Source organism: Flavobacterium sp. (genome assembly GCF_965284515.1).
Classification (GTDB): domain Bacteria; phylum Bacteroidota; class Bacteroidia; order Flavobacteriales; family Flavobacteriaceae; genus Flavobacterium.
In genome coordinates this window covers 1932249-1951130 of record NZ_OZ260089.1, presented here as the reverse complement: position 1 = coordinate 1951130, position 18882 = coordinate 1932249, and the positions used below count along the sequence as shown (strand labels likewise).

Here is an 18882-nt window from a genome sequence, read left to right as displayed (position 1 = left end):
ATATACTATTTTTTAAAGATTAAAATATTCTTATATTTGAAGTTTAATTGAAACAAACCAAACGTATATAAATTATTATGAAACTATTAGAAGGTAAAGTTGCCATTATAACTGGTGCCAGTAGAGGTATTGGTAAAGGTATTGCTGAAGTATTTGCTCAGCAAGGAGCTAATGTTGCATTTACATACAGTTCGTCTGTAGAGTCAGCAACAGCTTTAGAAAATGAATTAAACGCTTTAGGTGTTAAAGCAAAAGGATATAAATCAAATGCAGCTGATTTTAATGAATCACAAAAACTAATTGATGATGTTATTGCTGAATTTGGAACTATCGACATTTTAATCAATAATGCAGGTGTTACTAAAGATAATTTGTTAATGCGTATGAGCGAAGAAGATTTTGATGCAGTTATCGAAATTAACTTAAAGTCGGTGTTTAACATGACTAAAGCCGTACAAAAAATTATGTTGAAAAACCGTAAAGGTTCTATCATTAACATGAGTAGTGTAGTAGGAGTAAAAGGTAATGCTGGTCAAGCTAATTATGCTGCGTCAAAAGCAGGTATGATTGGTTTTACTAAATCTATTGCATTAGAATTAGGTTCAAGAAATATTCGTTCAAATGCAATTGCTCCAGGTTTTATTGAAACAGAAATGACAGCAAAATTAAACGAAGATACGGTTAAAGGTTGGAGAGAATCTATTCCGTTAAAAAGAGGTGGAACTCCTGAAGATATTGCAAATGTGTGTGTTTTCTTAGCTTCAGATATGAGTGCTTATGTAACCGGACAAGTGATTAATGTTGATGGAGGAATGTTAACTTAATAGTATGACAAAGACAACAATCTTGCTTCTAGTACTTTCAGTAGTAATTGCTGGATTATTGTCGTTTTATCAATATATATACAAAGCCAAAAACAGGTCAAAAGTGACGTTGTTTTTGGCTTTTTTACGTTTTATTTCCATTTTTACAATTCTGATATTACTTATTAACCCTATAATCAGTAGAAAAATTAACGAAATAGAGAAAATTCCTTTACCTATAATTGTAGATAATTCTAGCTCTATTTCTGAATTAGAGAACACTTCTAAATTAACCGAATTATTCAACGTAATTCTTAAAGACAAAGGTCTTGTCGATAAATATGCCGTTCAAGCGTATACTTTTGATGAAGGTTTAAAATCGTCTGAAAGTCCTGATTTTAAAGGAAAGCAAACTCGTATTGACAATGTTGCCAAAGAACTAAAGCAATTGTATCGTAACAAGAAATATCCTGTTGTTTTATTAACCGATGGAAATCAAACACAAGGAAATGATTATGTATATGCTTTTCCTGAAAATATTGCGGTTAACCCTGTAATATTAGGCGATACAACAACTGTTGTCGACTTAAAAGTAGCGCAAATCAACGTAAATAAATACGCTTTTTTAAAGAATAAATTTCCTGTCGAAATCTTTTTGCAATACAACGGAAACCAATCGGTTGAAAGTACGTTTTCAATTATGCAGGGAAATCAGGTTGTATTTAAAGAAAAAGTACGATTTACCAAAGAGAAAAGAACAATTACAGTAAATGCTTTATTGCCTGCAACTAAAGTTGGAATCCAAAAATATACAGCAGTAATTTCACCTTTATCTGCAGAAAAAAACAAAACCAATAACTCTAAATATTTTGCGGTTGAAATTTTAGATCAGCGCAGTGAAATTGCTTTAATTACCGATATTAATCATCCAGATATTAGTGCGTTAAAAAGAAGTATTGAGATTAATGAACAACGTAAAGTAACTGTTCTTAATATAAATGAAATCAAATCATTAGATAATTATAATTTATTTATAATTTATCAACCCAATTCTAAATTTCAATCGGTTTTTGATCACATAAAAAATAGCAATTCAAATTGTTTTATCATTACAGGAAAGCATACCGATTTTACTTTTTTAAACAAAAATCAAAAGTATTTTGCTTTTCAAAGCACCCATCAAACAGAGAATTATTCAGCTAATTTTAATTCATCATTTACCAACTTTTCTCAAGAAAATATTGGTTTTGAAAACTTTTCTCCATTAGAAAATAAATTTGTTTCCATTGTTCCAAAAACTAAAATAGAAACATTGCTTTTTGCTCGTGTTCGAAATGTTACTTTAGAAACGCCTTTATTGGCTTTTACCGAAGTAAACAAACAACGAACTTCATATTTATTTGGAGAAAACCTTTGGAAATGGCGTAGTGAAACCTATTTAGCAAAGAATGATTTTAAAGATTTCGATTTGTTTATGGATAAAACCATTCAGTATTTGATTTCAAACGATGTTAAAAAGAATTTGGTTGTACAACATGAAAACTTTTATAATGCTGGCGAAAACATTAGCATTAAAGCACAATATTTCAATAAAAACTATGAATTTGATGCAGATGCACTTCTGGAAATAATATTGGTAAACCAATCTACTAAAAAAGCGCTGAAATACAATTTTATTAAAACCAACACCGATTTTGAAGTTGTATTTAATGATTTAGAAGCAGGAAACTATTCGTTTACGGTTAGAGAAACAAAACAAAAGGATATTTATAACGGAAGTTTTGAAGTTTTGAACTACAACAGCGAAAAGCAATTTGTAAACCCAAACAAAGACCAACTGACACAATTGGCTAAGAATACCAACGGAAATGTGTATTACACTAATCAAATTGCTAGTTTAATAGACGTTTTAACCAAAGACGAACAATACAAACCAATTGCTAAGCAAACAGTACAAAAATCTCCGCTAATTGACTTAAAATGGCTTTTAATCTTATTAACCATTACATTGGCAACGGAATGGTTTGTGAGAAAGTATAATGGGTTGGTTTAAGTATATTAATTAAATTTTTTACAAATATACTTTTAAATCATTTCTAACATTATTTATATGATTTTTATATAGTAAAAAATGTTCTTCATAATTTAATTTTAATCTATTTGCTAAAACTTTTGCTTCATTAATTTTATGATTAATAATTTCTAAAGTATCTCCTTTTTCTGGAATTAATTCAAACAAATCTCTCGTTATTTCAGTAGTATTTTTATTAATTTCTATTGACCGTTCTTCATTAAATTCATAAAAAATATTTATGTGATGATGTTCAAAATGAGGAAATGATTTTAATTTATTTGAGTAAAATTCAACTTCTTTTTTAATATTTTCAAAATGTTCTTGACTATCAATTTGACTTTTCTCATAAGTTTCAAACTGATATGTTAATAAATTTAAATAATTCATATGCTCAAGATAATATTCAGAAGCTTTTTTAGCAGCATTAATTTTTTCTTTCCAAAAAAATGTTTTGAGTTCTTTATTATATTTTTCTTTATCTAAATAAAATTGAATTAAATTACGAATAAACCAAACAAATGCACCTGATATTATTGCAATTACTAATGTTCCGACTTCTGGATAGTCTTTTAAAAAAAGTTAAAAAAATTCATAAATAATATAATTTATTATTAATAAAGAAACTATATCAAATATAATAAAAATCCTATTTATGATTGTTAAATTTCTTACAAAAATAAAAAAAAGAAAGCCGTAATAATTACGGCTTTCCACAATTGTTTACTATTCATATAAACGATTGTTATTTCGACGAAGGAGAAATCTCATAATATAATAACTGTTGAGATTCTTCATGCTTCGGAATACCAAAACGAAGAAAAAAAGAAAACTACTTCTCGTATTTTTTCTTTTGGAGCATATCCGCAGCTGTTTGATAATAAGCAGTTGCTTCTTTAATTAAGTCTTCGCGTTTATTTTTCATTAAAACTTCCTCATAATAAATTTGATTATCAGCATCTATTTTTTCGTTTTCAATACGCTTTAACTCAAATTGTTTTGCTTTTTTTACTGGAGAATGAATGGTAAGTATATTATCTTTTATATAACCTAAATCTTCATAAGTTGCAATAAAAGCTCTTGGTTTGTATGTTTCTTTTAAAACGTCTTGTCCGTAAAATTTACTTTGGTATTCAAAATTTAATAAACCAAAAAGTGTTGGCATTAAATCTATTTGCGACATCAACTTGTTATTATTTGTAGATTTTACGAATCCTGGAGCATATATCATAGCCGGAATGCGGTATTTATCCATTGGTAATTCTGTTTTTCCTGAACTAGAAGCACAATGATCAGCAACGATTACAAAAACTGTATTTTTAAACCAAGTTTGTTTTTCAGCCATTTTAAAGAAATTACGTAAAGCATAATCTGTATATTTAACACCTCCATCACGTGATTTTCTATTTGGAGAAATATCAATCTTATCAGGATATGTAAATGGTCGGTGGTTACTAACTGTCATCCAATGATTAAAAAAAGGTTTTCCTGTTTTTGCTTCTTCATTCATTGTTTTAATCGCTTTATTCGCCATGTCTCCATCACAAACACCCCAAATGTTGGCAAACGTAATTTCATCTTCACTAAAAGTAGTTTTATCAATAATATCGTAACCGTTTCCACTAAAAAAATCACGCATATTATCAAAATAAGCGTCACCACCATATAAGTACTTCACTTGATATCCTTTGGAAGCAAAAATACTCGCTGTGCTAAATTTATTTTTGTTGTCTTTTCGTTTTACAACACTTTCACCAGGAGTAGGAGGAATGCTCAATGTCATGGCTTCTAAACCCCTCACTGTTCTATTACCTGTAGCAAATAAATTTGAAAAATTAAGACTTTGTAGAGCCAAAGAATCTAAAAATGGAGTTATGTTTTTTTCTGAGCCATACATTTTCATGTATTCTGAGCTAAGACTTTCAATTGTAATCAACACGACATTCATTTTCTTTTCGGTAGTATCTGTTTTAATAGTTCTCAAAGTAGAATTTTCAGCCATTTCTGGTATTTGATTTCTAACCAATTTATAAGCTTCACTTTCAGGTATAGTATTGTAAAATGTAAAGAAATCTAACTCACTATTCATAAATGCACCATAGAATTTATAAATTCCATTGGCTTGTAATTCATTTGTAAAAATATTTGTTGAATTCTCTTGTTTAGCAAGTATTGGAATTAAATTTAAAGAAACTATGAATAAGATAAAATAAATTCCTGCAATTTTAAGTTTATCTATAAATGAAGGTAAATTTTCTAGATAAAATTTAGATTTTTTCACAATGATATAAGTTGCTATCGTTGTAAGCAATCCAACTCCTATAAATAATGGTATAACAGGATAGGATTCCATTATATTACCAATAACTGTATTTGTATAAACCAAATAGTCAACTGCTATGAAATTGTATTTCACACCAAATTCGTTCCAAAAGAAAAACTCACTTAACGCATTTTGAATGACAATTAAACTAAATAAAAAAATGGTAAAAATGAAAGAAGCAAATCGTATTTGTTTTCTAAATTTTGGGATAAATAACTGTGTACCAAACAAAAGGGTTTTAGTACCTACAAATATTATTCCTAGCATTGGTAAAACACCACCATATTCATGAAGTATTGTTTTGCCAGAAAGAATATACAATAGTATTGTTATATAAGTTCCAAATATAAGATAACCCCAAGGTTTATTGTACTTTGTCTCTGAAAGAAAAATTAAATACAACCATAAAAAAATACTAGCAATTGTAAATATCAATATATCAGATAGAAGTCCGAAACTGAAAATTTTTAAAATAGATACAAAACTAAATTTTGATTGTGTTATAGGGTGAAACAGTAAAACCAATCGCAAAATGAAACTTGCTAAAACATATAATAAAGTAAGGTTTATGTATGGTAAAAAGTATTTCTTTAAATTCATTTTATTAAAATTGAATAACATTAATATTTAATCCAAAATTAGAATTAGGAAATTCATCTTTGCTTAAGACTAACTTAAGTTTTGCTTAAAATAGAAGTTACAATACTTCCATTATTGAAAAAAAAGAGTTAATTTGTAGTAATAAATATAATAGTCATGAAAAATATTTTTTTAATTGTTTCAATCTTATTTAGTTCAATAGTTTTTTCTCAAAACTGGAAGTTAGATTTTGATGAGGCAAAACAATTGGCAAACGAAGAAAACAAAAATATTATACTTGTTTTTTCAGGTTCTGATTGGTGTGCTCCGTGTATAAAATTAGATAGAAATATTTGGCAATCAGAAGCTTTTAAAAAAGAATCAGATGAAAATTGGATTATAGTTAAAGCTGATTTTCCAAGAAAAAAAGCAAACCAATTGGAAGATGCACAGATGAACAAGAATAGAAAAATGGCTGAAAAATATAATATTGAAGGTAGTTTTCCTTTAGTAGTTGTTCTTGATAAATCGGGGAAAATTTTAGGCAAAATGGGATTTAAAAATGTTTCTTCAGAGGAATATGTTAAAATGATTCAAGAAATTGAGAAATAAGCAATATGAAAAACCTCCTTTATCTTTTTTTACTTAGTAGTTTCATTTCTTTTGGACAAGTAGTTCATAAAAAGAAATATAGCGTATTAGGAAGTCCTTTTGAAATAACTGTGATAAGTAAAGATACTGTTGAGGGGAATTTCTTTTGTAAAGAAGCTTTTGGAGAAGTTAAAAGAATTGAGCATTTAATTTCAGATTGGATTCCTACAACCCAAGTTTCAAAAATTAATCAAAATGCAGGAATTCAACCTGTAAAAGTTGATTTTGAAGTTTTTGATTTATTGGAAAGAGCTGTAAAATTTTCTAAACTTACCAATGGGGCTTTTGATATTAGTTATGCTTCTATGGATAGGATATGGAAATTCGACGGAAGCATGAAGCATATGCCTACGGAAGAAGAAATTAAAAATTCGGTAGCAAAAGTGGGTTATCAAAACATCATTTTTAACAGTAAAGACACCACTGTATTCCTTAAAAACAAAGGAATGAAGTTGGGGCTAGGAGGAATAGGCCAAGGTTATATTGCAGATAAAATTAAAGATTTATTACAAGAAAAAGGATGTAAAGCAGGTGTAGTCAATGTTTCAGGAGATATTAATACTTGGGGAAGTCAATTAGACGGATCGCCTTGGACTGTAGGAATTATAAACCCTATGAATAAAAATAAAGTTTTTGCTACATTCCCATTAATAGATAGTGCAGTAGAAACTTCTGGAAGTTATGAAAAGTATGTAACCTTTAATGGAATTAGGTATTCACATATAATAGATCCTAGAACAGGATATCCATCTAGCGGAATTGTAAGCGTATCTGTTTTTGCAAAAAAAACAGAATTAGCCGATGCATTAGCTACCTCAATATTTGTTATGGGAGTAGAAGTAGGTTTGGATTTAGTTAACCAATTGAATGGAATAGATTGCATTATTGTAGACGATAAAGGTGCAATTCATGTTTCAAAAAATATCGATTTAAAAAATAATTAATACAATATAATATGAAAAAATCAATTCTGTTTTTAATACTGTTTAGTGCATTTTTTTCATGTAATTCTGTAAAAGAATACGATAAGCAATACATTAACGATCCTGACATGAAGTTATCTGCAAGAACTTCGGAAAGATACGAAACTACTTTTCAAGTATATAGAGAAGCAGCTGCAGGAGCAAACGGAGGAAAAACAGGCGGTGGTTGCGGTTGTAACTAATAACTTAAGATTTAAATGAAAAACAAAATAACATTAGTATTCTTTTTTACCATACTCTTTTCATTTGCACAGGAATCAGATTCATCTGCAGTTGTTTATAAAAAAAGGGTTTTAGAAAGTACCGAAATTGATTTTTTAGTAAGTTACTATAAACAAGATGGTATTCATTCTGCAGTTTCTGGTGGAATAGGTTCTGAAAATTTAACGGATTTAGCATCAAATATTGTTGTTGCTATGCCAATGAATGAAGATGACGTATTAACAATTGATGTTGGGATTTCTGCTTACACTTCAGCTTCTTCAAGTAATATTAACCCATTTAATGCTTCAGGAGCTTCTAGTGGAGACGATGATGATAGACCCCCGTTTGCTGGACCAACTGGAACACCATGGCAAGCATCATCAGGAGCATCGGCTTCAGATGTATATGCGTCAGTTGTTGCAAATTATAGTCATAGTAGCGACGATAGAAATTTCATATGGAGTGCTGATGTTGCTTTTTCAAATGAATATGATTACACTTCTATTGGATTTGGAGGCGGAATTTCTAGGCTTTTTAACGATAAGAATTCAGAAATTTCAATAAAAGGTAACGTATATTTGGACCAATGGAGACCAATATACCCAACTGAGCTAAGTGAGTTTTCCAAATACGGTATTGATTTTCAGAATAATGGTTATTTTAATGGAATTACAGTTTTAGATCAAAATGGATTAGCATCTACAAGTTATTTACCATCCGATTTCACAAAATGGAATGGTACAAATAGAAACTCTTATTCTGCATCTTTTGGTTTTTCACAAATAGCAACAAAAAAAATGCAGTTTTCATTATTTTTTGATCTTTTATCACAACAAGGTATGTTGTCAACTCCATATCAAAGAGTTTATTTTGCAGACAAAGCAAATTACTATATAGGTGACCCACAATACATTTCAGTGTATACAACTCCTCAAAATCAAGGTGTGTATCAATTAGCTGATGACATTGAAAGGTTACCTAATACACGCTTTAAAGTACCTTTTGGAGCTCGTTTAAACTATTATTTAAATGAAAGAGTAACAGTTAGAACATATTATCGTTATTACTGGGATAATTGGGGGGTTACTGCAAATACAGTGAGTATTGAGCTTCCTGTAAAAGTTACAGATAAATTTACTATATATCCTTCTTATCGTTATTATACACAAGATAAAGCAAAATATTTTGCTCCATTTGAAACACATTTATCTACTGAAAAATACTATACTTCAGATTATGATTTGTCTACATTTAATGCAAATCAATACGGTTTTGGAGTAAGTTATACTGATATTTTTACATCTCTTAAAATATTAAAATTTGGCTTAAAAAATTTAGATTTGAGATTTAGTCATTATAACAGAAACGATGGCTTAAAAGCTAATATTATTACTTTCGGAGTTAAATTTGTAGAACAATAATATGCATATTTTAATTATAGAAGATGAAATAGGAATTTCAAATTTTCTAAAACAAGGATTAGAAGAAGAAAACTTTACTGTTTCAACTTCAAATAATGGTCTTGAAGGTTTAGAGAAAACATTTAATAATAAAATTGATTTAATCCTACTCGATTGGATGATGCCTAGAATGAATGGTTTAGAAGTTTGTAAAGCTATTAGAGCTCAAAACAATTCAGTTCCAATTCTCTTTTTAACTGCAAAAGATACGGTACTAGAAACGATTGAAGGTTTAAAAGCAGGAGCTAACGATTATATTAAAAAACCATTCAGTTTTGAAGAGTTATTAGAAAGAATAAAAATTCACTTTAGAGAAAATAAAGAAATTTCAATTTTAACCTTAGGTAATATCAAGTTAAATAAAGATCTTTTTCAAGTATTTGTAAATGATGTTGAAGTTAGTTTAACTCAAAGAGAGTTTGAATTATTAGCGTATTTGATTAAAAATAAAGGAAAGGTTTGTACAAGAAATGCTATAATCGAAGATGTTTGGGATATTCATTTTGAATATGATACCGGTGTCATAGATGTTTTTATGAATGCTATTAGAAAAAAACTAAATTTAACAAAAGACCAAGATTTAATTAAAACCATTCGTGGTGTTGGGTATATTGCAAATGACAAATAAATTTTCTTTTTCATTTAAAAACAGAATCGCTTTCAATTATATTGTAAGTGGTTCAATCCTAATTGCTTTTGTGTTTTTATTTATTTTTTATATTGTTAGACTTAGTGTCAATAAACACATAAATGATGAAATTTATATTGAATTACAAAAACATATTGATGATGTTAAAATTGACGTACATGATACATATTTAATTCAAGTTGATCAATGGGCTGCTGTTGAACATAATTCTGTTGATATTAATCCTGTTTTTGTACAGTTTTTTGATAATAATCGTGAATTAATAGATAAATCTCCTAATCTTAACAGTTTAAATTTAAAACTTCAATCAGAAGATCAAAACAATGCTTTTTTTAATACATCACTTAATAATGAACCTATAAGACAAATTCAAAGGCCAATTATTCAAAACAATAAAATAATAGGATATGTTATCGTAGCAATGTCAATAGATGATTTTGAAATTGTTGTAATTTTAGAAAGAGTTCTACTCATAACTTTTCCATTAATTTTAATTGTACTTTTTCTAATTGCTCGTTTCTTTGCTGGGAGAAGTATAAAACCCATTAATTTAATAACCGAAACAGCAAATTCTATAACAAAAGACAATTTATCTCAACGTATTCCATTACCTATAAATAAAGACGAATTACATCAACTATCAACAAAAATTAATGAACTGTTAGATAGAATAGAAAGTGCTGTTGAACGTGAAAAAAAGTTTACTTCAGATGCTTCTCATGAATTAAGAACACCTTTGGCTATTATAAAAGGAACACTCGAAGTCTTAATTAGAAAGCCAAGGGAAAAGGAAGAATATGAATCTAAAATAAATTATTGTATTACAGAGGTAGACCGTTTAAATAATTTAGTAGATCAGTTATTATTACTAGCCCGATTTGAAAATCAAAAGCACAACATTAAATACGAATCAGTTTCAATAAATGCTTTAGTTTTAGATTCAATATCAAGGTTTTCTAAACAAATAAAAGAAAAAAACATCCAAATAAAATCAATTTTTTTAAAAGACTTTTACATCAATTCAGATAATTATTTACTTTCAATAATTTTTAGCAATATTATCTCAAATGCAATTAAGTATTCTAAAAATGAAGCACAGATTAATATTGAAGTTACTGAAGTTGACGGAAAAGTAAATTGTATAATAGAAGATAATGGAGTAGGGATTAATCCAACGGATTTAAAAAATATTTATAACTCATTTTACCGTTCAAACGCGGAAAACCACCCAGAAATAAAAGGAAATGGTATAGGTTTGTCAATAGTTAAGCGTATATGTGATTTATTAAACATTTCAATTGAAATCTCAAGTATTGAAAACCAAGGTACAACCGTAAAATTAATTTTATCTTAATTAATTTCTAAGTTAAGTATAGTTGTCCAATTTTTAGTAATTTTACATCATGAATAAAATAATTGCCATTTTATTATTAACATTATTTTTGTGTGCCAACACATCAATAGGGCAATTATTGAAGATTCCTAACTTAATTGAGCATTACAATGAGCATAAAAATGAAGTTGCTACAAATTCAAGTTCATTTATAGGTTTTATAAAGCTTCATTATTCAAAAGACTCAGAAAATAATAATGCTGAGCATCAAAATTTACCTTTTAAAACATTTGATAATACTGCAAATGTATTATTTACCTTTCCTGTCTTAAACTTTCAAATAGAAATTATTAAAACTTTAATTTCTGTAACAAAAGAATTTGTTTACAAGAACTACTTCAAATCTAACTTATTTACTTCAATTTGGCTACCGCCTAAAATAAACTAACATTTACTCTTTAGAAATTCTTCCCGATTTCTGTTTTTTTATTTGTATTTATCTGAAAATTTGATAAATACTATTCAGTAATTTTTCAATTTACTTATAATGTTAGAAAAAATTATAGCTTTTAGCTTAAAAAATAAATTCATAATTATTTTATTAACACTTGGAATATTTGGATTTGGATTATATTCTTTAACCCAAATTTCAATTGGTGCTGTTCCAGATGTTACCAATAATCAAATTCAAGTAATCACAACATCACAAAACCTTTCTACACAAGATATTGAACAATATATTACTTATCCTGTTGAATTAGAAATGGCAAATTTACCTGGAGTAGAAGAAATTCGATCTATTTCAAAATTCGGATTATCAGTTGTAACTATTGTCTTTAATGACGAAATGGGGACCTATTTACCAAGGCAATTAATTGCTGAAAAAATAAAATCAGCTTCAGAAAAAATTCCGGAAGGTTTTGGAACTCCAGAAATGGGTCCCATTACTACTGGTTTAGGAGAAATATACCAATATACTTTAGAAGTTAAACCTGAATATAAAGACGAATATTCTGTAACCGATTTAAGAACCCTACAAGATTGGGTTGTAAAACGTCAATTATCTGGAATAAAAGGAGTTGTAGAAATTAATACTTGGGGTGGATTTCTTAAACAATACGAAATAGCAATTACGCCTTCTTCTTTAAAAGCGATGAATATATCTGTAAATGATGTTTTTACCGCTTTAGAAAGCAATAACAGCATTGCAGGTGGAGCATATATTGAAAAAACAAATCAGAGTTATTTCATTCGTGGCGAAGGAAAAGTAAAATCTATCGAAGACATCAATAATATTGTTATTAAAAATATAAATGGAAATCCTATATATATTAAAAATGTAGCCAATGTTCGTTATGGTTCAGCCAATCGTTTTGGAGCCATCACAGGAAATGGTGAAGGTGAAAAGGTTTTAGGACAAGTAATGATGCTAAAAGGAGGAAATTCTAAACAAGTAATTGATGATGTAAAAGCAAGAGTTATAGAAATCGAGAAAACATTACCAAAAGGTGTTTTTATTAACGGATTTTTAGAGCGTAGTGAATTAGTTGGAAAAACAACGTTCACAGTTGCTGAAAATCTTATTTTAGGTTGTTTGATTGTAATTTTCGTAGTGGTTTTATTATTAGGAAATTGGCGTTCAGGATTAGTTGTAGCTTCGGTAATTCCATTATGTTTGCTTTTTGCAATTTCTTTTATGAATATTTTCGGAATTGATGCCAACTTAATGAGTTTAGGTGCGATAGATTTTGGAATTATAATAGATGGAGCTGTAATTATAGTCGAATTTATTGCTTTTCAAATTGCTCATAAATCGAAGCATTTAGTTGGATTATCAAAAGAAGACAGACAAGTTCAAATTGATGAAATAACCTATAAAAGTGCTTCAAAAATGATGAATTCGGCTGTTTTCGGTCAATTAATCATTCTAATTGTATTCATTCCTATTTTATCCCTTTCGGGTGTTGAAGGGAAAATGTTTAAACCAATGGCAATGACATTTAGTTTTGCTTTAGTAGGTGCTATGTTATTTTGTTTTACTTATGTTCCAGTAGTTTCATCATTATTTTTAAAGCCTAAAGAGGAAAATCCTAATTCTCTTTCAAATCGATTAATCAATAAATTAAATTCTTGGTATTTACCTGTAATTACTTGGTCTTTAAATAATACTAAAAAAGTATTGTATGGAGCACTTGCCTTATTGGTTTCAGCTTTAGTATTATTCACAACAATGGGTGGAGAATTTATTCCAACTTTAGATGAAGGCGATTTTGTTATTCAACCCGTTTTAAAAACAGGAACTTCATTAAGTAAAACCATTGAAACTACTACAAAAATTGAACAAATAATTTTAAAAAACTTTCCTGAAGTTTCTCAAGTAGTTAGTAGGATAGGAGCTGCAGAAGTTCCAACTGATCCTATGAGTATGGAAGAAAGTGATGTAATTGTAAAATTAAAACCAAAATCTGAATGGGTTTCAGCTGATTCTAAAGACGAATTAGCTGATAAAATAAAAGAAGCTATTGAAAAGAAGATTCCTAACATGGAAATAGAATTCACGCAACCTATAGAAATGCGTTTTAATGAACTTATTTCAGGAACACGTTCTGATGTTGCTGTAAAAGTTTTTGGGGATGATTTGGAAGTTTTAGCTCGTAAAGCTGACGAAATTGCTAAAGCTATTAAAAATGTAGAAGGAGCATCAGATATTATTATTGAGAAAACAGAAGGTTTACCACAAATGGTAGTTAAGTATAACCGTTCTAAAATAGCACAATTCGGAATGAATATTGCTGAATTAAATGATGTTTTATCGTTAGCTTTCGCAGGAAAAACTGTTGGAACTGTATTTGAAGGAGAAAAACGTTTTGATATGGTTATTCGTTTAGATAAAAATAATCGTACTGATATTCAGGACATTGAAAACTTATATGTTTCTACTCCAAGTGGAAATCAAATTCCTTTACAAGAATTAGCCGAAATTGAATATACTTCTGGTCCAGCAAAAATTTCAAGGGATAACACCAATAGAAGAATTGTAGTTGGAATTAACGTAAGAAATAGAGATTTACAAAGTGTTGTTGATGATATTCAGGAAATAGTAAATACAAAAATTAAATTGCCAACAGGCTATAGAGTAACTTATGGTGGGCAATTTGAAAACTTACAAAGTGCAAAAGATAGATTATTAATTGCTGTACCAATTGCTTTAGCATTAATATTCATATTATTATATTTTGCTTTTGGGTCAGTTAAAGAAGCATTAATGGTTTATTCAGCCATTCCTTTATCTGCAGTTGGTGGAATTTTATTCTTATGGATTCGTGATCTACCTTTTAGTATTTCTGCTGGTGTTGGGTTTATTGCATTATTTGGAATAGCCGTTTTAAACGGAATTGTACTCATTGAACATTTCAAAGAATTAAAACACCAAGGTATGAAAAACATAAACGAATTAATCTTAAAAGGAACTACTGATAGACTTCGACCTGTTTTATTAACTGCAAGTGCAGCAGCTTTAGGTTTTCTACCAATGGCAATATCTTCATCAGCTGGAGCAGAAGTTCAAAGACCTTTAGCAACTGTTGTTATTGGTGGATTGTTCACAGCAACATTATTAACTATGTTAGTATTACCAATACTTTACAAGATTTTGGATACTAAAGAATTTAAAAAACCTAAATTTAAAAAAAATGAATCAGGAACTTTTGTAATTGTATTTTTCATATTTTCAAGTTTTACATTTGCTCAAAACAATGATCCAGAACTTGATAGTTTAATTTCAAAAGGAATTGCGAATAACAAGAATATAAAAGCAATGCAATTACAAGTAGATAAAGCTAAGGCAACTATTAAAACAGCATATTCTATAGATAAAACAAATATTTATTACAGTTATGACCAAAATAATTTAGCAATTAATAATGAACCTTTAAAAGTATTTGGAGTGCAACAAAGCTTTGCATTTCCAACAGTTTATGGAGCACATAAAAAAGTATTACAAGCTGAATATGAAAAAGAAATTTCAAATTTAGATTTACAAAAAAGTCAATTAACTCTTAACATTTCTATAGTTTATAACCAAATTGTATTTCTACAACATCAAGAAAAATTATATATATATTTAGATAGTTTGTATCAAAATTTCTCAAAAGCAAGCGATAGACGTTTTGAATTAGGGGAAACAAATTACTTAGAAAAAATCACAGCTGAAGCTAAGTTTCGTCAAATTAAAACCAAATTAAATCAAATTGAAAAAGATAAAATCGGGTTTTATGATAAGCTTAAATCTTTAGTCCAATCTGATGATAAATTAGTAATTACTTCTAACGAATTAAAGGCTGAAAATAATTTAAGTAACACTAACAATAAGGATCTATATAGTTCTTATTATGAAAACATTACGAATATTTATAAAAAACAAATTTCTTTTCAAAAACAACAATCTTTACCTGATTTAAATATAGAATATTTTCAAGGAAAAAATACAGGTTTATCTTCTTCTTTATATGGATTTCAGGTGGGAGTTTCTATTCCTTTATTCTTTAACGGAAATGTTGCTAAAAACAAAGTTGCTAAAATTGAATTACAAAGTTGGGAAGCTCAAAAAGAAAATGAAATATTAAAAATAGAAACACATTTAAGTCAGCAAAAACAAACTTTAGAAAAGTTTCAAGAAGGAATTAACTACTATAATCAATATGGAAAGAAATTATCAGAAGAAATTATAAAAGTAGCTAATATGAGTTATAAACATGGAGAAATTGATTTTTTCCAATACATAATGAGTTTAGAGAATGCAACTTCTATTCAAATGGATTATCTAGAAACTCTTTTACAATACAACTTAACACAATTGAACTTACAATATATAATATTAGAATAAGATGAGAAAAGTAGCATATATAATAATTTTAGCTTTAGTTATAACTTCTTGCAAAGAATCAATTTCAGAAGAAATAGAATCTGTTGATGATGGAATTATTTCCATAACGAAAGAACAATTTCAAAACTCTAAAATAGAAATAGGTTCTCCAACAGAACAGGTTTTTAATATAGGTATAAAAACTACTGGTAAAATTGATGTTCCTCCACAAAATAGAGTTAAAATCACTTCTTTTTTAGGTGGTTACATAAAATCAACTCATTTGTTAATTGGTGATAAAATTAAAAAAGGACAAGCTTTAGTAACTCTTGAAAATACTGATTTTATTGATATTCAGAAAGATTATTTAGAAGTGGCTGAACAAATCAATTATTTAAAATCTGAATACGAAAGACAAAAAACATTGTATGATGAAAAAATCACTTCCCAAAAGAACTATCTAAAAGCAGAAAGTGATTATAAAAGAGCAAACGGTATGTATCAAAGTTTAAAGAAAAAATTACAATTGCTTAATATTTCTCCTGCTCAAGTACATAAAGGAAATTTAACATCGACAATTACTATTTATGCTCCAATTTCTGGAGACGTAACTGTTATGAATGCAAATGTGGGAATGTATATGGATGCCTCAGATATTATTTTAGAAATAGTAGATACAAATCATTTACATGTTGAATTAGCTGTTTTTGAAAAAGATATTTTACATGTAAAAGAAGGTCAAAATATTGAATTCATTGTTCCTCAAGCTTCAAAAGAAATATTTAAAGCAGAAGTAGTTTTGGTAGGTAAGTCGATTGAAGGAAATGATAGAACCATAATGATTCACGGACATTTAGATGACGCCATTAAACAACGTTTATTAACTGGAATGTTTGTAGAAGCAACTATTTTAACAGATTCTAAAAAAGGGTTTGCAATTCCTATTGATGCTCTGATTACCGAAAATGATAAAAATTATGTACTTTTATTAAAATCAAATGAGAACGGAAAATATACATTTGAAAAAATAGCCATAGAAATTGGTGAAAAATCAACAAATGAAGTAGAATTAATTGAAAACAAAAGAGTTAACAAAGATTCAAAATTAGTTACAAAAGGAGTTTTCGATATTTATTAAACTAATGGAAGATACAAAAGAAAATTATTTAGACAATCATTATATTCACAAAAGCAATTGGTTAAGAGCTGCTGTTTTAGGTGCAAATGATGGTATCCTTTCAACTTCAAGTATTGCAATTGGAGTTGCAGCTGCAAGCGAATTTAGAGAACCCGTTATATTAGCAACTTTAGCCGGATTAGTTGCAGGAGCATTATCTATGGCTGCAGGAGAATATGTTTCGGTAAGCTCTCAAACAGATGTAGAAAAAGCAGATATTGAAAGAGAAAAGCAAGAATTAATAGAAATGCCTGAAATCGAATTGCAGCGCTTAGCTGAAATCTATGAAGAAAGAGGTTTAAAAAAAGAAACTGCGTTACTAGTTGCCAAAGAATTAACTGCTCACGACGCTTTAGGAGCACATGTAAGAGACGAACTTGGCATTAATGAAATAAGCCAAGCAAATCCTTTACAAGCAGCATTAGCTTCGGGTGCTGCTTTTTCTGTTGGTGGAGCTTTACCTTTTTTAGTTACTCTATTTTTGCCAGTACATAATATGGAATACTCGCTTTATGGTTTGGCTATTTTGTTTTTAGCCTTATTAGGTGCATTAGCTGCAAATACAGGAGGTTCTAGTGTTATAAAGGCTGTTTTGCGTGTAACATTTTGGGGTACAATTGCTATGGTATTAACCGCATTAGTTGGTCACTTTTTCGGTGTACAATTAGCTTAAACAAAACATAAATTTTAAAAAAAATTTGTTTATTAAATTTTTATGTCTTTATATTTGCAGTGTTAAAAAAATCAAATAAGAAATGTTTACAAATCAATTACATCATCATCATCATTTAAACCAAGCTCAAGCCAGGTAATGATATTTTTGTGTAATAACCCAAAATAATTATAAACCCGTTTGAGTATATCAAACGGGTTTTTTTCTTTCCATGAAAACAGCTATTAGGTATACTCAATAATTTTCAAAACAAAATGAGTATCTTAAAAATTGCAATTCAAAAATCAGGAAGACTTTACGAAGAAAGTATTCAACTCTTAAAAGATTCAGGTATTTCTGTTTATAACGGAAACGACCAATTAAAAGTAACGGCTTCAAACTTTCCTTTAGAAGTCTATTTCCTTAGAAATTCTGACATTCCTCAATATCTAATCGATGGAGTTGTAGATATTGCTATTGTGGGCGACAATCTATTAGTTGAAAAAGGTCAAGGGATTCAAGTTGCTGAAAAATTAGGGTTTTCAAAATGTAAAGTCTCTGTCGCTGTCCCTAAAGCCTTTGATTATATATCGTTAAGAGACTTAAATGGATTACGTATAGCGACTTCTTACCCAAAAACAGTTATAGATTTCTTTTCATCTAAAGGAATAACAGTAGATATTCACCAAATTTCAGGTTCGGTTGAAATTGCTCCTAACATTGGCTTATCAGATGCAATTGTTGACATTGTTTCAAGCGGAAGTACTTTATTCAAAAACGGATTAAAAGAAGTAGAGGTCATTCTAAAAAGCGAAGCAGTTTTAGCTGTTTCACCACAAATATCTTCTGAATCTAAAGCGCTTTTATCAAAATTACAATTCAGAATTCAATCCGTTTTACGTTCAAAAAAATCAAAATATATTTTAATGAATGTTCCTAATGATAAAATAAATAAAATCAGTAACATTCTTCCTGTTTTAAAAAGCCCAACGGTTATGCCATTGGCAGAAGAAGGTTGGAGTAGTGTGCACTCTGTAATAGATGAAGATACCTTTTGGGATGTAATTGATCAACTCAAAGAAGCAGGAGCAGAAGGCATTTTAGTTTGTCCAATAGAAAAAATGGTTTTGTAA

The 18882-nt window shown here is 28.7% G+C and carries 15 protein-coding genes; 13 read left to right on the top strand and 2 right to left on the bottom strand.

Annotated elements, in window-relative coordinates:
• Positions 1-77: 77 nt before the first annotated feature.
• Together fabG and ACQ65T_RS08955 are read left to right on the top strand one after the other, a co-directional pair.
• Positions 78-824: a 3-oxoacyl-[acyl-carrier-protein] reductase gene (fabG, locus tag ACQ65T_RS08960; RefSeq protein ID WP_430400738.1), complete on the top strand. Its 747-nt coding sequence runs from the start codon at positions 78-80 to the stop codon at positions 822-824.
• Positions 825-828: 4 nt separating this feature from the next.
• Positions 829-2856, top strand: a complete 2028-nt coding sequence (locus ACQ65T_RS08955; RefSeq protein WP_430400737.1) for a hypothetical protein — start codon at positions 829-831, stop codon at positions 2854-2856.
• A gap of 18 nt (positions 2857-2874) precedes the next feature.
• Here the strand turns inward: ACQ65T_RS08955 and ACQ65T_RS08950 are convergent, their stop codons facing one another.
• Positions 2875-3264 carry a hypothetical protein gene (locus ACQ65T_RS08950; RefSeq protein WP_430400736.1) on the bottom strand — a complete coding sequence of 130 codons (390 nt, stop codon included), beginning with the start codon at positions 3262-3264 and terminating at the stop codon, positions 2875-2877.
• 442 nt (positions 3265-3706) lie between these two features.
• A complete protein-coding gene (locus tag ACQ65T_RS08945; protein WP_430400735.1) occupies positions 3707-5797 on the bottom strand; it encodes an LTA synthase family protein in 2091 nt (696 codons plus the stop codon).
• Positions 5798-5953: 156 nt separating this feature from the next.
• Between ACQ65T_RS08945 and ACQ65T_RS08940 the strand changes: the two genes are divergently transcribed.
• The 11 genes from ACQ65T_RS08940 (at position 5954) to hisG (ending at position 18882) form a co-directional block, all read left to right on the top strand.
• Positions 5954-6388, top strand: coding sequence for a thioredoxin family protein (locus ACQ65T_RS08940; protein WP_430400734.1), 435 nt, complete (start codon positions 5954-5956; stop codon positions 6386-6388).
• Positions 6389-6393: 5 nt separating this feature from the next.
• A complete protein-coding gene (locus ACQ65T_RS08935; RefSeq protein WP_430400733.1) occupies positions 6394-7371 on the top strand; it encodes an FAD:protein FMN transferase in 978 nt (325 codons plus the stop codon).
• Between the two features lie 11 nt (positions 7372-7382).
• Positions 7383-7592, top strand: a complete 210-nt coding sequence (locus ACQ65T_RS08930) for a DUF4266 domain-containing protein (protein ID WP_430400732.1) — start codon at positions 7383-7385, stop codon at positions 7590-7592.
• Between the two features lie 15 nt (positions 7593-7607).
• Positions 7608-9035, top strand: a complete 1428-nt coding sequence (locus ACQ65T_RS08925) for a DUF3570 domain-containing protein (RefSeq protein WP_430400731.1) — start codon at positions 7608-7610, stop codon at positions 9033-9035.
• Between the two features lies 1 nt (position 9036).
• Positions 9037-9702, top strand: a complete 666-nt coding sequence (locus ACQ65T_RS08920; RefSeq protein ID WP_430400730.1) for a response regulator transcription factor — start codon at positions 9037-9039, stop codon at positions 9700-9702.
• Positions 9692-11077 carry a sensor histidine kinase gene (locus tag ACQ65T_RS08915; protein WP_430400729.1) on the top strand — a complete coding sequence of 462 codons (1386 nt, stop codon included), beginning with the start codon at positions 9692-9694 and terminating at the stop codon, positions 11075-11077. Before ACQ65T_RS08920 ends, ACQ65T_RS08915 begins: the two co-directional genes overlap by 11 nt.
• A 49-nt stretch (positions 11078-11126) precedes the next feature.
• Entirely contained in the window at positions 11127-11504 is a 378-nt protein-coding gene (locus ACQ65T_RS08910) for a hypothetical protein (protein ID WP_430400728.1), read from the top strand.
• Positions 11505-11603: 99 nt separating this feature from the next.
• Positions 11604-15941, top strand: a complete 4338-nt coding sequence (locus tag ACQ65T_RS08905; RefSeq protein ID WP_430400727.1) for a CusA/CzcA family heavy metal efflux RND transporter — start codon at positions 11604-11606, stop codon at positions 15939-15941.
• A gap of 1 nt (position 15942) precedes the next feature.
• Complete coding sequence (locus tag ACQ65T_RS08900) at positions 15943-17058, top strand: efflux RND transporter periplasmic adaptor subunit (protein WP_430400726.1); 1116 nt, start codon at positions 15943-15945, stop codon at positions 17056-17058.
• A 4-nt stretch (positions 17059-17062) separates the two neighbouring features.
• Positions 17063-17770, top strand: coding sequence for a VIT1/CCC1 transporter family protein (locus ACQ65T_RS08895; RefSeq protein WP_430400725.1), 708 nt, complete (start codon positions 17063-17065; stop codon positions 17768-17770).
• A 254-nt stretch (positions 17771-18024) separates the two neighbouring features.
• Positions 18025-18882 (top strand): ATP phosphoribosyltransferase, encoded by an 858-nt coding sequence (gene hisG, locus ACQ65T_RS08890; protein WP_430400724.1) that lies wholly within the window; start codon positions 18025-18027, stop codon positions 18880-18882.